This window comes from Paraburkholderia sp. Cy-641 (assembly GCF_011752945.1).
Taxonomy (GTDB): domain Bacteria; phylum Pseudomonadota; class Gammaproteobacteria; order Burkholderiales; family Burkholderiaceae; genus Paraburkholderia.
The window spans coordinates 20,673-36,489 of record NZ_VWWM01000048.1; the positions used below are offsets into that span (position 1 = coordinate 20,673).

The window sequence follows — 15,817 nt, forward strand, 5'->3', positions numbered from 1 at the left end:
CCGTTATTGTGCGCCGGAGCGGCGCAGTCGGATGTGATGTAAAACGTGGATCGCGACGACGCAGCTTGCGAGGACGAACGCCATGACGCTGAACGTATTGCGCACGCCGAGCGCTTCGGCGGCGGTTCCCGCGAGCAGATAGCCGAACGGCGTCGTGCCGTTGTAGGCCATGCCGTACATGCCCACGAGGCCGCCGCGCACCTGCTCGGGGCAGCGCTGCTGGATCGTTGCGTTGGTCGAGGTCGCCGAAAAGGTCAAGCTGAATCCGAGCGCGTAGAACGCCGGGATCGACAGGCCGATGTCGTTCGTCGAGGCGAGCACGAGCAGTGCCGCGATGGCGCTCCACGGCGCGAGCGCGAGCAGCCGTGCCGAGGCGCGCGGCCCCCAGGCCGACGAAAGCAGCACCGCCGCGCTGAGCGATCCGCTGCCGGCCGCGGCGAAGAAGAGGCCCGTATAGTGCGCGGCGTTGTGATAGGCGCGGTCGGCCAACAGCGGAACCAGCGTCTGGTAGCTTGCGGCGAAGAGTCCGATGCAGGCGAGGATCGGCAGGTAGCGCGCCGAAAACGCGTCCGACATCACGTAGCCCACCGCGTCTCTCAGGCCGCTATCCGCGCGTGCCGCGCGCGGCGCGCCGGTGGTTTTCATCGAACGCACGCACAGTGCCATCACGGCCAGCGCGCACGCATACACGCCAAATGCGGCGCCGGGCCCGAACGCCGGATAGACGAAGCCGGCGATGCTCGGGCCGACCATGCGCCCCACGTTGTAGACCATCGTGTTCATGGCAACCGCATTGGACGTGAGTCGCTGATCGAGCAGGCTCGTCACCAGCAGCATCTGGCGGGAGGGCGTTTCCACGGCGCTCGACATACCGATGGCAAGCGCATGCAGCAGGATCAGCTTGACGCCGAGCAGCCCCAGCAGCCGGAGCGTGAGCAGGCTCATCGTGAGCAGCATCGACGTGCCGAGCACGCAGAGCGTCGTGCGCCGCGCGTTGGCCGAGTGAATGCGCGATCCCGCCAGCGGCGCGACCACGAGTTGCGGCCCGTACAGCAGAAAATTCAGCAGCGCCAGCACCGATGCCATGCCCGACAGGTGGTACACGAGCAGGTTCAGCGTGATGTTCTGGGTCCAGCTGCCGAGCACCGAAACGACCTGGCCGCACGCGTAGCGGCGCAAAGCCGGTTCGGCGAGCGCCGGAAACAGCCGGTCGTAGAAGCCGGGCTGCCGTGCCGTCGTGTTCATGCGAGTGCCTTGCCGCGCGTTTCCGGCGCGAAGAACACGACGATCGCCGCCGCGACGAACGCGACGATCGTGGTCGCGAGGCCCAGCACGAAGCCGCCGGCGCTCGAAGCCAGCGCACCGATGACGAGTGGCGCGATAAAGCCGCCGAGCCGTCCGCCGTTATAGGCGAGGCCCATGAGAAAGCCGCGCGAGGCCGTGTCGCCGATGATCTCGGCGAGAAAGGGGCCCGCACCCGCGAAGATGCCGTTCACGCCGAACCCGGTGAGAAAGATCGCGGCCATCAGCAGCAACGGATTCGCGGAGAAGATATAGACGCCTACGGCTGCTGCGCCCACGAGCAGATAAGCGATGAACATGGGCCGCCGGCCGATCCTGTCGACGAAGGCCGAGAACAGCAGGAAGCCCGAGATGGCGCCGAACTGCAACGCGAGAACGAACTTGAGGCTGTGCACGAAGTCGAGGTGCTTCACCGTCACGAGGAACGTGGGTGTCCACGTGAAAACGCCCCAGTACAGGTATTGCAGGAAGAAGATGAACGTGAACGCGGTCAGCAAACCCCGCACGTTGAGCTGCGTGGCAGCGGCGGACGGATGCGCCTTGTCGTGCCGCGCGGCCTGTTTGCGTTCGAGCCAGATCGGCGATTCGGGCGTCTTGCGCGCGACCCAGAAGAGAATGAAGAACGGCAGCGCGCCGATCAGAAACAGCAGGCGCCAGCCGTTGCCGGCGAGTCCGCCGTTAGCCATGCTCACGATGCCCGCCACGCTGATGGCGATGATCGCGCCGATCGGCAGCCCCATCTGCATGAGCGCGCCGCCTTTGCCGCGCCGGCTCGCATGCCAGGTTTCGGCGACGAGCGCGGCGCCGGCCGTCCACATGCCGCCCATGCCCAACGCGCCGCAGAATCGCGAGACGGCGAACCAGTGCTCGTTCGGCGCAAACGCAAGCAGTCCTGAGAACAGTGAATAAATGCCGATACACAGCAACGCCGTACGCACGCGGCCGAGGCGATCCGACACATAGCCGAAGAGAATGCCGCCGACGATCTGCCCGGCGGCGGTGATGCTCGTGAAGAGGCCGAGCTGCGCTTTGCTCAGGCCGAACTGCAAGGCCAGCGTGGGCAACAGCAGCGACAGGAGAAAGGAGTCGTAGCTCTCGAAGGTCCAGCCCAGACCCGCCAGTGACAGCGAGCGCCATTCCGCGCGCGAGATGTCGCGGTACCCCTTCGCGTGCGTGCTGGCGCCGCTTGCCGCGGTCGCTACCGTCGCCGTTTCCGGTTTCATGTCTTGTCTCCTGATAGGTCCAACCCGTAGGTCGACGCGGCGGTTCCGCTGAACAGCGCGGCACGCTCGTCAGGCGACGCACTGCCTGCCAGGCGCTTGAAGGCGTTCCAGAGCACCGTGTAGCCGAACATCCCCTTGTCGACCGGGAAATTGCTTTCGAACATGCAGCGTTGCGCGCCGAAAAGCTCGACGCAGGTCTCGAACATCGGCGCCCACGCGGCCGCGAGGTCGGTGGACGACGGCGGGAGTTCGGCCGCCGCGAAGTCGAAACCGAATACGGTCAGGCCGGCGCCGCCGAGTTTCATGCGGGTGTTCGGCAGATGCGCGAGGCGCCGCAGTGCGGCCGTCCAGGCGCGTCGCACTTCGGCCTGCTCGCCGATGTAAGGCCCGATGCCGAGCGGACCGCCGAAGTGATCGATCACGATCGTCACGTTCGGCGCTTGCACGGCGAGGTCGTAGAGCGCATCGAGCTGGGTGTGATAGACCCAGGCGTCGAGACTGAGACCGTATGTCGCGAGCGTTTGCACACCGTCGATAAACGACCGGCGCTGCATGAGATCGGGCGGCGGCACGACCGGGCTCGACCGCACCGCCTCGCTGTCATGCCATGCGAGCGGATTGCGAATGCCGCGCAGCCGCCCGTCCGAGACGTCGAGCATCTTTTCGAGCACCGGTGCGACGGCGTGACCGAGCGCGAGGTCCGCGCCGCCGACAATGGCCTCGCAGCAGCGCGAAGCGCCATAGGCACCGCTGGCGAACATCGCGGCGACGCCGTTGGCGAATTCGACTTCGCCGACGGGCTTCATGGCGTCGGGGCCGTGGCTTCGCATCATGGAGCGGCACTGCACGTAGACCGTCGAGACGATGCGATGGCCGCCGCCCGTGTCCTGCCGCAATTCGTCGGCGAGGTAGCGGCCCGTCTGCCGGTCCCACAGGTGATGGTGCGCGTCGACGATGGCGAGCTCCGGCTGCAACACTTCCTCGCGCCGCCGCGCGAGCCAGTTTTCCCGGATGGGCAGGTGAGGGGCGTGGACGATCTGCATGGCCTCGCCGCCTAGAACTTCTTGCGCATGCCGACCACGAAGCCGGTCTGGTCGTAGCCCGCCGCGACGGTGCCGTAGCCGTTCACGCCGAGCGCGGAGTTGCCCTTGTTGCGCGCGAAGCCGGCGGTCGCGTAGAGGTCGGTGCTTTTCGAGAGCAGGTAGTCGGCGCTGAGCACCGCCATCCAGGGATCGGCGCTCGTCGAATGGACGTCCTGGTAGTAGGCCGACGCGGTGACGGAGAAAACCGGCGTGAAGTTATAGAGCGCGCCGGCCCAGTACAGATTGGCGGCGCTCGACTGCGCACCGTTCGCGAGCGCGATCGGATTGGCAGGCAGGAACGCGTTCGACGCCTGCAGATAGCGATAGCCGGCGAATGCCTTCAGGCTGCCGATGGCATACGTTGCCGCCGCGACCGCGCGGCGCTCCGTGGCGGTGTTCGTGGCGACGGTGTTGCTGTTGCGCTGTTCGTAGGACACGCTCGCCGCGAGCGGGCCGCGCGCGTAAGTAAGCGAGCCGCCGAAGTAGCGGCCGGTCAGTTGGGCGCCCGGCACTTCGCTGCCGTATCCCGTGTCATAGCGCGTGCTGTACATGGCCGCAACGGTTACGGGCCCGAACGCGCCGACGTATTTCGCGGCGTTGTCGATGCGCCCCGCGGCTGCGTAGTCGACCGACAAGGTCGAATAGCGCGACGACGCGCCCATCGGATCGAACACGACCGCCTGATCGTAGAAGACCGAGTTCTGCCGGCCGAAGGTCAGCTTCTGATTGCCGTACGCGAGGCCGACCCAGGCCTGGCGGCCGAAAAGGCGCGAGGTGGTGGCCGCATTGGCGCCCAGCCCCTTGGTCGATTGCGCGAGCGTGCCGTCGTTGATGTTGAAGCCGTTTTCGAGGGTGAAGATCGCCTGCATCCCGCCGCCGAGATCCTCGATGCCCTTCAAACCCCAGCGCGAACCCGAGAGATTGCCCGAGACCTCGCGGGTCACTGCGCCGCCCGTCGGCGTGTTGTTGATGTGCTCCACACCGACATCGACGATGCCATAAAGCGTCACGCTGCTTTGCGCATGCGCCGCGAGAGGAGTGAGCGCGAGCGCGGCCAGTGCAGCGGCGGCGCGCAACGGAACGGGAGGCTGGGTGGCGAAGGTCGTGACGGCCTTTTTGTACGGCATGATGTCTCCGGAAAGTCGTTTAGGTCTATTGAAGTTATGGGTGAGGCAACGGTGTCAGGTGCGCGAGGCTTCGCCGGCGTCCGCGCCGGGGTCTCCCAGCCACGCGATCGTCAGGGCGCCGACCAGCATCACGCACGCCACCGCGAGCAAAGGCGCGGTGAAGTTGCCGGAGAACTCCTTGATGCCACCGATCATCGACGGCCCGACAAAGCCGCCGAGGTTGCCGACCGAGACGATCAGCGCGAGGCCGCCTGCCGCGGCGCGGCCCGTGAGAAATCCCGACGGGATCGCCCAGTAGGTTGCCTGGAAGGCGAGGATGCCGCTGACCGTCAGGCACAGCGCCATCAGCTTGAGCGTCGGGACGTCGAGCACCGTGCTGACGGCGAGCGACGCCGCGGCGAGGAGCAGCGCGCCCGCCACGTAGGGTACGCGGTTCGACGCGCGGTTGGCGACTCTCGCCCACACCAGCATGAGCACGGCGCCGAGCGCGTAGGGAATCGCCGCGAGCCAGCCGACGACCGCATGGCTGACACCGAATTGCTTGATGATTTGCGGCATCCACAAGCCGACGCCGATCGAGCCGACAATCCCGCAGAAGTTGACGAACGCCAGCACGAAGACTCGCCAGTTCGTCATGGCGTCGCGCAGCCTGGCGCCATGTTTTCTGGCGATGCCCTGCTGTTCGAGCGCGAGGCGTTGCGCGAGGAACTGCTTGTCTTCCTCGCTCAGCCAGCGCGCTTTCTCCGGACGGTCGGCCAGCACGAAGAGACACACGATGCCGAGCAGGATGGCCGGCAAGCCTTCCGCGAGCAGAAGCCATTGCCAGCTGAGCAGCCCGTGCAGGCCGCCCAGTTGCAGCAGCGCTCCGGAGATCGGCGAGCCGATCATGTTCGCGACCGGAATGCCGACGAGGAAGGCCGCCGTGATCTTCGCGCGCCATCTGCCGGGGAACCAGTGCGTGAAGTACAGATAGATGCCGGGCGTGAAGCCGGCTTCCGCGAGACCGAGCAGGAAGCGGGCGGCGGCAAAGCTCTTCGGCCCCGTGACGAAAGCCGTCGCCATCGAAATCAGGCCCCACGTAATCATGATTCGGGCGATCCAGACGCGCGCGCCGACCTTCTGCATGATCAGATTGCTCGGGATTTCGAACAGGAAATAGCCGATGAAAAAGAGCCCGGCGCCCAGGCCGAATTCCTGGGCGGTGAGGCCGAGCTCGCGGTTCATCGTCAGTGCTGCGAATCCGACGTTGGTGCGGTCGAGATAACTGACCACGTAGCACGCGAAAATGAACGGCAATATCCGGCGATAGGCCTTGGCGAGCGTGCGCTCGCTGGCGGCATAGTGCTCCGGGTGCATTGCCGGATGCCCGGGCATGGGGTTGTCGGGCGGCGCGCTGTTCGCGCTCAAGGTTCGGGAAACTTGCATGTGCGCTCCTCCATTGCGCCTCGCCGGGCGCAACGTGTTCTGATCGGACGGGCGGGTCGCGGCAGCGATCCGCCTGGATGCCGGCTAGTGAGTGTGCCTGGCCTGCTGAGGAAGCGGGCCGGCGATATCCATGTCGGCTCGCAGGACGGTTCCCGAGACGGATTCAGTCATGAAGAGCGTCTTCATGTCGGGCCCGCCAAAGCAAAGATTGGTGAGCGATGCGCCTGCCGGACTGGTCAGGACAACTTCGGGTTCCGCCAGGTGATTGAGGACCCACGCACGGCCAAGACCGGGATTGGCGACGAACAGGCGTCCCGCCGTATCGATGGTGAGTCCGTCCGGGCCGCTCGGGCCATACGAGGTAAAGAACTGCCCGACCTTGCTGACCGATCCGTCCGCCTGAAGCGGGACGCGCCACACGCAATTGCCGCGTGTCATCGCGACGTAGAGCACCTTTTCGTCGGGCGAGAGCACGAGGCCGTTGGGGCTCGGGCAATTGCCGAGCAGCATATCGAGCTTGCCCTGCGGCGAAAGACGGTAGACGCGCCCGGTCGGATCGTGCAGACCTGTCTGCCCCTGATCCGTGAAGTACAGATTGCCGGCCGAGTCGAAGGTCAGATCGTTGACGCCCCGGAAGCGCTCGGTATTGCGGCGCTCGAGATAAGGCGACACTGTGCCGCGCTCGATGTCCAGCCGCATCAGCCCGTTGCGATAGTCGGTGATGAGCAGGTGGGCGTCGTCGAGCCGCTTCATGCCGTTGGGCTCGCCGTCGTATTCGGCGATCAGTTCCCACTCGCCGTCGCCGGCAATGCGGAAGATGCGGCCATGCGGAATGTCGGTCACGTAGAGATGACCCGAAGGACTCCAGACCGGGCCTTCGAGAAACGAATCGGTCGACTGACCGCCGCGATTGGCGCGCGCCCATTCGGTCTGCACGCCGGGCTTGCGAAAACGCTCCGGCATGCGGGTGAAGACTTCCGCTTCGCGGACTTCCGGGGACTTGAGCAAATACATATCAACCTCTGACTCTGGCGCCGATCACACGAGGCGTTGGGCGTGCTCTTCGATCGCTGCGAGCACATTCGCCGCCGCACCCTTGCCCATGTTCACGTAGGCCGCGTCGCTCACGCCGCCGATATGCGGCGACAGGATCACGTTGGTCACGCGCTGGAGCGGGTGGGGATGCGCCATCGGTTCGACGTCGAAGCTGTCGAGACCTGCCGCGCGCACCTGGCCGCTGGCGAGGGCGTCGACGAGTGCGGGCTCGTCGATGAGTCCGCCGCGTGCGGTATTGACGAGAATGACGCCCGGCTTGAGCCTGGCGAGCGTTTCGCGATCGATCATCTGGCGGTTTTCGGCCGTCAGCGGACAGTGCAGCGAGACCACGTCGGCCGATGCGTAAAGCTCGTCGAGCGTGACGAGCTTTACGCCGGCGAGGGCTTCCTTCGTATAGGGATCGAACGCGATCACCTGCATGTCGAAGGCCTGGGCCGCAGCGGCGACCCGCCGGCCGATCGCGCCGAGACCCACGAGACCGAGGGTGCGGCCGTTGAGCTCGACCGACTTATGCGTCGACTTGTCCCAATGTCCGGCACGCATGCGCCCATCGAGCTGGGTCACGGACTTGGCGCACGCGAGAATCAGCGCCCAGGCATGCTCGGCGACGGCGGCCGCGTTTGCGCCGGCCGCGGCGCGAACGGCGATGCCGCGTTGCGCCGCGGCGTCCTGATCGATCACGTCGATGCCGCTGCCGTGCTTGGAAATGACCCGCAGGTTTTCGCTGGCATCCATGATGCGCGCGTTGACCTTGCCATACCGGACGATGATCGCGACCGGCTTGTACTGTGCGCACAGCGTGACGATGTCGTCCTCGGTCGGCTGCTTGCCCGCGAAGACCACCTCGAAGCGGTCGAGCAACGCGAGCGCTTGCGGCGCGAGATCCGCCGCCGTGACGAGCACGACAGGTTTCTGGTTGGCCGTTTGCATTACAGCGCCTCGCCTTCGGCCAGCATGCCGGCCGCGCGCAATTCCTTTTCCACCCAGGCCGGCCGCAGCGCCTCGCCGTTGCGGATCGCGGCGATACGCGCCGTTTCCGCGTCGAGCTTCTTCTGCGCGAGCACGAGAATCTGCTCGACTTCTTCGCGCGCAATCACGACGACGCCGTCGGCGTCGCCCACGATGAGGTCGCCCGGTTTGACCGCGGCACCGGCAACGGCGATCGGATGATTCACGCGACCCGCGACGCCCTTGGTCGGGCCGCACGGATTCAGGCCGGCCGAGAAGACCGGGAACGCGCCGTTCGCGAGTTCGTGCGAGTCGCGCACGGCCGCATCGATCACGAAGCCGGCGAAGCCGCTTGCGTGCGCCTGGGTCGCCATGATTTCGCCGATGAGCGCGCAGCTCTGATCGCCCTTGCCATCGACGACGATCACGTCGCCGGGTTTGGCGATGGCGAGCGCGGCATGGATGGCGAGGTTGTCGCCTTGGCGGACTTCGACGGTCACGGCCGGGCCCGCGACCTTCATGTTCGGCGACAGGGGCTTGACGCGGCCGTGCAGGGTGCCGCGGCGGCCGGCAACGTCGGCAAGAATGGCGGCCTGAAAACGGGACGCGGCCTCGACGAGTTCAGGTGAAACGCGTTCGAAGTCGCGAACGATGGCGGGAGTTGCGTTGGAAATTGCGCTCATGGGAGTAGCCTCATGTATTGAGTTGTACAATGTACAACTGTGTTGTACTTAATGAAACTACTTTAGCCGCGCGATTAATCGGTATCCACTGGTGTTTACCCTTTTACGGTATAAAACGACGTTGTACGATGTACAATTCTCCGGTCGACCAATTCGGGGATTGCGATGGGAAACGAAGGGGTTCAGTCAGTTGAAAAGGCGCTGGCGCTGCTCGATTGCTTCAAGCCTGGCGCGGAAGCGCTGTCGCTCGCCGCGCTCGCGCAGGCGTCGGGCATGCACAAGACGACGGTGTATCGCCTGATGAATTCGCTGGAGCGGACGAACTACGTCATACGCTCGGAGGCGGGGATGTATTCGTTGGGTCCGAGGGTGCTGTATCTCGGGAAGCTCTACGAGCAATCCTTCCATCTGTCGTCGGTGGTCGAGCCGATTCTGCACGCACTGGCCGCCGCAACGAAGGAAAGCGCATCGTACTACGTTCTCGGGAATTCCCAGCGTCTTTGCCTGTTCAGGGCGGAGCCGGCGGAGGGTTTGCGCGAGACGCGGCTTCCCGGAACCTCTCTGCCGCTCGACGATACGGCGATTGGATGCGTCCTGCGGTTCTGGGCATTGGGCGAGCCGATTTTCGATGCCACGCCGGACATTCCGCTTTTCACTTCCGGCGCGCGCGACCAGCATACGGCCGCCTTCGCCACACCGGTTTTCGGTGCGGAAGACAAGTGCGTGGCCGCGCTTACGCTGTCCGGGCCGGCATCGAGGCTCGAGGCGGCCCACGAGTCGGGAGAGTTCAAAGGCCTGCAGCTACGCGCAGCGTTCGATCTTTCGCGCAAGCTCGGGGCGAGCGTTGGGCTCTGCGAGCGCATGTATGGTGGTGCGTAGACCCGGGGAGCGGAGTAGGCGCGGTGCCAATTCGCTCGGGAGCAGTTGTCGCCCGGGTGACGGGCTCGATGGTTGAGCCGGAAAAGACAAAAACCCCGTAAGCTTTTGCGGCTTACGGGGTTTTGTGTTCAATCAATGTTTGGTGGAGGCGGCGGGAATCGAACCCGCGTCCAGAAGTCCTCTACGACCAGTTCTACATGTTTAGTTCTGTCTTTTGATTTAACCGGAGCGACGCGGACGAACACGCTGCGCTACGGCGATTCACTAGATTTTCGACCCGGACGTCGTGACGCCGCCAAGGCTTAACTGACGTATATGACCTCTGTCGGTATTGCTACCGGTCTTGCGACACTAGCCCGTCAGTGAACTAGGCAGAGGACGGCGGCCCTTAGGCTGCCAGTGCGAACGTATCGTCGTTTGCAGTTACGTTTTTCCCATTGATTAACGAGGTGACGGGTCCTCGACATGCCCTAGCCGCTTCGCAACCCCTGTCGAAACCAGGTCGCCCCCGCGGTTCGTTGCTCTGAATCTATGAGCCAAGTGGAGATTTTACAATAGATCGACGGCCGCGTCGTGTTTCCGCGTACTTCCGGTTGACGGCGCGCCAATGCGGATGCAGCGCAACAGTGTCAGCAAGTGTGTCGGATCGGCGCGATACGGCTGCGATGCTGGCGAATTGGCGTCACGTAATCAGCTGATTTCGCGCAGCAGCTTCTGCAACTCAGCCGGCGATCTGACCACGTGCTGCGCGTGCCATTGCGTCGGCGGGATATCGTTGCCGCAATAGCCGTATGCCGCGGCGACGGTTTTCATGCCGGCAGCAAAGCCCGCCTGCACGTCGCGAAGGTCGTCGCCGACATAGACGATGCGCTCCGGCGCTACGTCGAGGTCACGTGCGGCATGCAGCAAGGGCGCGGGATGCGGCTTCGGATGCGGGGTGGTGTCGCCGCTCACCACGCAGCCCGCCCGTTCCTCGAGGCCGAGTTGCGCGACCAGCGGCTCGGTGAGCCGCGCGACCTTGTTCGTGACGATGCCCCAGCGCACGCCGCGCGCGTCGAGTTCGTCGAGCACTTCGGCGATGCCCGGAAAGAGCGTGGTCTCGATGCACAGATCCGCTTCGTAGTTGGCGAGGAATTCCTCGCGCATCGAGGTGAATTCGTGATGATCCGGTCCAATGCCGAACGCGCCGCCGATCAGCCCACGCGCACCCGCGGACGCGAGTGGACGCAGCTTTTCGAGCGGGACCATGTCGAGTCCGCGATCGTGGCGCATCTTGTTGACGGCCGCCGCGAGATCGGGTGCCGTGTCGGCTAGCGTGCCGTCGAGGTCGAAAAGCACGGCCTGGCAAAGACCGAGTGCGTCGTCATTGTCTTCGCGTTGGGGTAGGGGAGTCGGGTCGCTCATTGTTCGATCGGAGGCGGCGGGTCAAAGCGGGTCGGGACGTTCAGGTGTCGAGGCGGCAGGCGAGCATGTAGTTGACGCTCGTGTCGGCCGACAGCACGAAATGCTTGCTGAGCGGGTTATAGACGATGCCCTTGATGTCGGTCGTGTGCAGGCCGGCGGCGCGCACGAAGCCCGCGAGTTCCGATGGACGGATGAAGCGCGCATAGTCGTGCGTGCCCTTGGGCAGCATCCGCGCGATGTATTCGGCGCCGATCACCGCGAACAGGTACGACTTCACGTTGCGGTTCAAGGTGGAGAAGAACACCCAGCCGCCCGGCTTCACGAGTTTCTTGCAGGCGTCGACGATTGCGGCCGGCTCGGGCACGTGTTCGAGCATTTCCATGCAGGTGACCACGTCGTAGGTGGCCGGTTCGCGGGCAGCGAGTGCTTCGGCGGCGATTTCTTCGTAATCGACTGTTACACCGCTTTCAAGGCTGTGCAGATCTGCGACGCCGAGTGCCTGCGTCGACAGGTCGATGCCCTTCACATGAGCGCCGAGACTCGCCATCGATTCCGACAGAATGCCGCCGCCGCAACCGATATCCAGCACTTTTTTGCCAGCCAGATGCGCGTGAGCGTCGATCCAGCCGAGGCGAATCGGGTTGAGTTCGTGCAACGGCTTGAATTCGGCATTCGGGTCCCACCACCGATGCGCGAGGTCGCTGAATTTCTGTAGTTCGTGGGGATCGGCGTTGGTCATGGCGAAAGCTGCCTCGATGAGAGCGGTGAGCGAGCGCTCGAGGATAAACCCCGAGTATATAGGGCGAGAGACGGGGCGGCAAAAGTGCCGGCTCGATGAGGCGCGCGGGCATAAAAAAAGCCCCGCCAGAGCGGGGCTTTCGATACTGCGGTAAGTCGCAGCTTACTGCTTCGGCGTACCGACAACTTCGACTTCCACGCGACGGTCCGGTGCGAGGCAGGCGATGAGTTGCTTGCGGTTCTTCTGGTTGCAGCCGGTCGTGACCGGGTTGCGGCGACCCTTGCCTTCCGTGTAGATACGGTTGGATTCGATGCCCTTGCTGACCAGGAATGCCTTCACAGCTTGAGCACGGCGCATCGACAGACGGTCGTTGTATGCGTCCGAACCGATACGGTCGGTGTGACCCGTAGCGACCACGACTTCGAGGTTGATGCCTTGAATCTTCGCTGCCAGTTCGCTCAGACGTTCCTTGCCAGCCGGCTTCAGGATTGCCTTGTCGAAGTCGAACAGAGCGTCGGCTTGGTACGTAATCTTCTGGCTGGTGATCGGAGCGACCGGAGCGACCGGTGCCGGCGGGGTCGGAGCTTGAGCAACCAGAGCGCCGTCGCACTTGGCGTTAGCCGTTGCCGGCGTCCAGAATGCATCGCGCCAGCAAAGCTCGTTCGTGCCGTTCATCCACACGTATTCGCCGGTGCCATTCACCCAGTTGTCGTTCGTGGCTTGTCGCGACGCCGGCACCGACTGTGCCATGGCGGATGCAGCCATAACCGCGGTAGCTGCAATGAACGCGAGCTTTGAAAGTTTATTCATATTTCTCCTCTCGAAATTGAGATTACCGCAGGTTTACTGCGAGCCTGTTGACGAAGACAAGTCATACATTGCTCGAAGTATAACATTGGTGCAGAACAAAAAACGTCTGTGTAGACTTCGAGCAGCGTCTGACTCTTTGTGCGTTGGCATTTTGCCATATCGTTCCCCTCCTACGAAAAAAAAATCCGCCCCCCATCAAATCCCTCTTCAATTGTGGTGCATGCGCAACAAAGATATTCGCCGCGCGGGTACGCCAGGCCTGGCTCAGCGGCGAATCGCCTCATGCAGGAATCGAGCCTGATCGTGACAGAAAGTGGCAGGTCGGAATGGTGTTCTCGCGTGCCCTCTAATATGTATACGTACCATCGCCGGAGGCGGATGCCCGGCATGTTAGAATCGCGTGATGCGTTGCGCCTGCAATGCTTACGCGAAGGTGCTGCGAACCCGTCGCCTTCGCACGTAAAAGATACGGATAATGGATCAATTCGCCAAAGAGACTCTGCCAATCTCCCTAGAGGAGGAAATGCGCCGTTCGTATCTCGATTACGCGATGAGCGTGATCGTAGGGCGAGCGCTTCCCGATGTCCGCGATGGCCTGAAGCCGGTGCACCGGCGCGTGCTATACGCGATGCACGAGCTGAACAACGACTGGAACCGGGCGTACAAGAAGTCGGCGCGTATCGTCGGCGATGTCATCGGTAAATACCATCCGCACGGCGACACGGCTGTCTACGACACCATCGTTCGCATGGCGCAGGACTTCTCGCTGCGCTACATGCTGGTCGACGGCCAGGGCAACTTCGGTTCGGTCGACGGCGACAACGCCGCGGCCATGCGCTACACCGAAATCCGCATGGCGAAGATCGGCCACGAACTGCTGGCCGACATCGACAAGGAAACGGTCGACTTCGTGCCGAACTACGACGGCAGCGAAAACGAACCGGCCATCCTGCCCGCGCGCATCCCGAACCTGCTGATCAACGGCTCGTCGGGCATCGCGGTCGGCATGGCAACCAACATCCCGCCGCACAACCTCAACGAGGTCGTCGACGCCTGTCAGCATCTGCTGAAAAACCCCGAAGCGACGATCGACGAGCTGATCGAGATCATCCCCGCGCCCGACTTCCCGACCGCCGGCATCATCTATGGCGTGGCAGGCGTGCGCGACGGCTATCGCACGGGGCGCGGCCGCGTGGTCATGCGCGCGCTCACGCACTTCGAGGAAATCGACCGCGGCCAGCGCATGGCGATCATCGTCGACGAGCTGCCGTATCAGGTGAACAAGCGTTCGCTGCTCGAGCGTATCGCCGAGCTCGTCAACGAGAAGAAGCTCGAAGGCATTTCCGACATCCGCGACGAATCCGACAAGAGCGGCATGCGCGTCGTGATCGAGTTGAAGCGCGGCGAAGTGCCCGAAGTCGTGCTGAACAATCTGTACAAGGCGACCCAACTTCAGGACACCTTCGGCATGAACATGGTCGCGCTCGTCGACGGCCAGCCTAAGCTGCTGAATCTGAAGGAAATGCTGACGTGCTTCCTGTCGCATCGCCGGGAAGTGCTGACGCGGCGCACGGTCTTCGAACTGCGCAAGGCGCGCGAACGCGGCCACGTGCTCGAAGGTCTCGCGGTTGCGCTCGCGAACATCGACGAATTCATCGCGCTCATCAAGGCCGCGCCCACGCCGCCTATCGCCAAGCAGGAACTGATGTCGCGCGCGTGGGATTCGTCGCTCGTGCGCGACATGCTGTCGCGCGCCGAGGCCGACAACGCCACGGCGGGTGGCCGCGAGGCTTACCGTCCGGAGGGGCTGAATCCGTCGTTCGGCATGCAGGCCGACGGCCTCTACCGTCTGTCCGACACCCAGGCGCAGGAAATCCTGCAGATGCGTCTGCAGCGCCTGACCGGTCTCGAGCAGGACAAGATCATCGGCGAGTATCGCGACGTCATGGCGCAGATCGCCGACCTGCTCGACATCCTGGCGCGCCCGGAACGCATTTCGGCGATCATCGTCGAGGAACTCACGTCGATCAAGGCCGAATTCGGCGATGCGCGCCGCTCGAAGATCGAGCTGAACGCGACCGAACTGAATACCGAAGACCTGATCACGCCGCAGGAAATGGTCGTGACCATGTCGCACGCGGGTTACGTGAAATCGCAGCCGTTGTCCGAATATCGGGCCCAGAAGCGCGGTGGTCGCGGCAAACAGGCCACCTCGATGAAGGAAGACGACTGGATCGACACGCTCTTCATCGCCAATACGCACGACCACATCCTGTGCTTCTCGAACCGCGGCCGCGTGTACTGGGTCAAGGTCTACGAAGTGCCGCAGGGCTCGCGCAATTCGCGCGGCCGCCCGATCGTCAACATGTTCCCGTTGCAGGAAGGCGAAAAGATCACGGTCGTGCTGCCGGTCAAGGAGTTTTCGGCCGACAAATTCGTGTTCATGGCTACCGCGTTAGGAACGGTAAAAAAGACTCCGCTCGAAGCATTCAGCCGCCCGCTGCGCAAGGGTATTATTGCGGTCGGCCTCGATGAGGGCGACTACCTGATCGGCGCGGCCATTACGGACGGCCAGCACGACGTGATGCTGTTCTCGGATTCGGGCAAGGCGGTGCGCTTCGACGAAAACGACGTGCGTCCGATGGGCCGTGAAGCGCGCGGCGTGCGCGGCATGCAGCTCGAAGACGGGCAGAGCGTGATCGCGCTGCTGGTGGCCGGCGACGAGCAGCAGTCGGTGCTGACCGCGACCGAAAACGGTTTTGGCAAGCGCACTTCGATCACCGAGTACACGCGTCACGGCCGCGGCACGAAGGGCATGATCGCGATCCAGACGTCGGAGCGCAACGGCAAGGTCGTCGCCGCGACGCTGGTGGGCCCGGAGGCGCAGATCATGCTGATCACGACGACGGGCGTGCTGATCCGCACGCGTGTCTCGGAAATCCGCGAAATGGGGCGCGCAACCCAAGGTGTTACACTCATCAGCCTTGACGAAGGGACCAAGCTGTCCGGTCTGCAACAGGTGGCTGAGGCTGAAGGCGAGGCGGAGAGCGATTCCGAAAGCCCCGCTGAAGGCGACAACGACGAAGGCGGCGCGGTCTGATCCGTGCCGGTGGTTTCAGCCCCGGTTAATAAGTTGAAG

General features: G+C 63.9%; 13 protein-coding genes and 1 other RNA gene. 2 read left to right on the plus strand and 12 right to left on the minus strand.

Translation table 11 applies throughout. The features are described from left to right. Positions 1-3: 3 nt before the first annotated feature. From F3J20_RS23580 to F3J20_RS23615, 8 genes are all read right to left on the minus strand, one after another. On the minus strand, positions 4-1,245 hold the full coding sequence (locus F3J20_RS23580) for an MFS transporter (RefSeq protein ID WP_167284682.1): 1,242 nt from the start codon (positions 1,243-1,245) through the stop codon (positions 4-6). Next, a complete protein-coding gene (locus F3J20_RS23585; RefSeq protein WP_167284683.1) occupies positions 1,242-2,525 on the minus strand; it encodes an MFS transporter in 1,284 nt (427 codons plus the stop codon). Before F3J20_RS23585 ends, F3J20_RS23580 begins: the two co-directional genes overlap by 4 nt. Beyond that, a complete protein-coding gene (locus F3J20_RS23590; protein ID WP_167284684.1) occupies positions 2,522-3,568 on the minus strand; it encodes an amidohydrolase family protein in 1,047 nt (348 codons plus the stop codon). The genes F3J20_RS23585 and F3J20_RS23590 overlap by 4 nt, the downstream gene beginning before the upstream one ends. 11 nt (positions 3,569-3,579) lie before the next feature. Then, the gene (locus F3J20_RS23595; protein ID WP_167284685.1) at positions 3,580-4,734 is read right to left on the minus strand and encodes a porin; all 1,155 of its coding nucleotides are present in this window, start codon (positions 4,732-4,734) and stop codon (positions 3,580-3,582) included. A 54-nt stretch (positions 4,735-4,788) separates the two neighbouring features. Further along, complete coding sequence (locus tag F3J20_RS23600; protein WP_240162884.1) at positions 4,789-6,108, minus strand: MFS transporter; 1,320 nt, start codon at positions 6,106-6,108, stop codon at positions 4,789-4,791. Positions 6,109-6,243: 135 nt separating this feature from the next. After that, positions 6,244-7,173: an SMP-30/gluconolactonase/LRE family protein gene (locus F3J20_RS23605; RefSeq protein WP_167284687.1), complete on the minus strand. Its 930-nt coding sequence runs from the start codon at positions 7,171-7,173 to the stop codon at positions 6,244-6,246. 24 nt (positions 7,174-7,197) lie between these two features. Continuing rightward, a complete protein-coding gene (locus F3J20_RS23610; RefSeq protein ID WP_167284688.1) occupies positions 7,198-8,145 on the minus strand; it encodes a hydroxyacid dehydrogenase in 948 nt (315 codons plus the stop codon). Further along, positions 8,145-8,846: an RraA family protein gene (locus F3J20_RS23615; protein ID WP_167284689.1), complete on the minus strand. Its 702-nt coding sequence runs from the start codon at positions 8,844-8,846 to the stop codon at positions 8,145-8,147. Before F3J20_RS23615 ends, F3J20_RS23610 begins: the two co-directional genes overlap by 1 nt. A 165-nt stretch (positions 8,847-9,011) precedes the next feature. Here F3J20_RS23615 and F3J20_RS23620 point away from each other — a divergent pair, with 165 nt between their 5' ends. Continuing rightward, the gene (locus F3J20_RS23620) at positions 9,012-9,725 is read left to right on the plus strand and encodes a helix-turn-helix domain-containing protein (protein WP_167284690.1); all 714 of its coding nucleotides are present in this window, start codon (positions 9,012-9,014) and stop codon (positions 9,723-9,725) included. 140 nt (positions 9,726-9,865) lie between these two features. Here the strand turns inward: F3J20_RS23620 and ssrA are convergent. From ssrA to ompA, 4 genes are all read right to left on the minus strand, one after another. After that, positions 9,866-10,235, minus strand: a transfer-messenger RNA (tmRNA) gene (ssrA, locus tag F3J20_RS23625). 180 nt (positions 10,236-10,415) lie between these two features. After that, positions 10,416-11,129, minus strand: a complete 714-nt coding sequence (gene gph / locus F3J20_RS23630; RefSeq protein WP_167284691.1) for a phosphoglycolate phosphatase — start codon at positions 11,127-11,129, stop codon at positions 10,416-10,418. 40 nt (positions 11,130-11,169) lie between these two features. Beyond that, complete coding sequence (ubiG, locus tag F3J20_RS23635) at positions 11,170-11,868, minus strand: bifunctional 2-polyprenyl-6-hydroxyphenol methylase/3-demethylubiquinol 3-O-methyltransferase UbiG (RefSeq protein WP_167049521.1); 699 nt, start codon at positions 11,866-11,868, stop codon at positions 11,170-11,172. A 162-nt stretch (positions 11,869-12,030) separates the two neighbouring features. Next, complete coding sequence (ompA, locus tag F3J20_RS23640) at positions 12,031-12,678, minus strand: outer membrane protein OmpA (protein WP_167049519.1); 648 nt, start codon at positions 12,676-12,678, stop codon at positions 12,031-12,033. A 475-nt stretch (positions 12,679-13,153) separates the two neighbouring features. Here ompA and gyrA point away from each other — a divergent pair, with 475 nt between their 5' ends. Then, positions 13,154-15,778 (plus strand): DNA gyrase subunit A, encoded by a 2,625-nt coding sequence (gyrA, locus tag F3J20_RS23645; protein ID WP_167284692.1) that lies wholly within the window; start codon positions 13,154-13,156, stop codon positions 15,776-15,778. Positions 15,779-15,817: the final 39 nt, after the last annotated feature.

What these genes read in the sequence shown, in the direction of transcription:
- ompA (WP_167049519.1), bottom strand. Translation starts at nt 12,678, where the DNA reads ATGAATAAACTTTCAAAGCTCGCGTTCATTGCAGCTACCGCGGTTATG.
- F3J20_RS23590 (WP_167284684.1), bottom strand. Translation starts at nt 3,568, where the DNA reads ATGCAGATCGTCCACGCCCCTCACCTGCCCATCCGGGAAAACTGGCTC.
- F3J20_RS23605 (WP_167284687.1), bottom strand. Translation starts at nt 7,173, where the DNA reads ATGTATTTGCTCAAGTCCCCGGAAGTCCGCGAAGCGGAAGTCTTCACC.
- F3J20_RS23620 (WP_167284690.1), top strand. Translation starts at nt 9,012, where the DNA reads ATGGGAAACGAAGGGGTTCAGTCAGTTGAAAAGGCGCTGGCGCTGCTC.
- gyrA (WP_167284692.1), top strand. Translation starts at nt 13,154, where the DNA reads ATGGATCAATTCGCCAAAGAGACTCTGCCAATCTCCCTAGAGGAGGAA.
- F3J20_RS23595 (WP_167284685.1), bottom strand. Translation starts at nt 4,734, where the DNA reads ATGCCGTACAAAAAGGCCGTCACGACCTTCGCCACCCAGCCTCCCGTT.
- F3J20_RS23585 (WP_167284683.1), bottom strand. Translation starts at nt 2,525, where the DNA reads ATGAAACCGGAAACGGCGACGGTAGCGACCGCGGCAAGCGGCGCCAGC.
- F3J20_RS23600 (WP_240162884.1), bottom strand. Translation starts at nt 6,108, where the DNA reads ATGCCCGGGCATCCGGCAATGCACCCGGAGCACTATGCCGCCAGCGAG.
- F3J20_RS23580 (WP_167284682.1), bottom strand. Translation starts at nt 1,245, where the DNA reads ATGAACACGACGGCACGGCAGCCCGGCTTCTACGACCGGCTGTTTCCG.
- gph (WP_167284691.1), bottom strand. Translation starts at nt 11,129, where the DNA reads ATGAGCGACCCGACTCCCCTACCCCAACGCGAAGACAATGACGACGCA.
- F3J20_RS23610 (WP_167284688.1), bottom strand. Translation starts at nt 8,145, where the DNA reads ATGCAAACGGCCAACCAGAAACCTGTCGTGCTCGTCACGGCGGCGGAT.
- ubiG (WP_167049521.1), bottom strand. Translation starts at nt 11,868, where the DNA reads ATGACCAACGCCGATCCCCACGAACTACAGAAATTCAGCGACCTCGCG.
- F3J20_RS23615 (WP_167284689.1), bottom strand. Translation starts at nt 8,846, where the DNA reads ATGAGCGCAATTTCCAACGCAACTCCCGCCATCGTTCGCGACTTCGAA.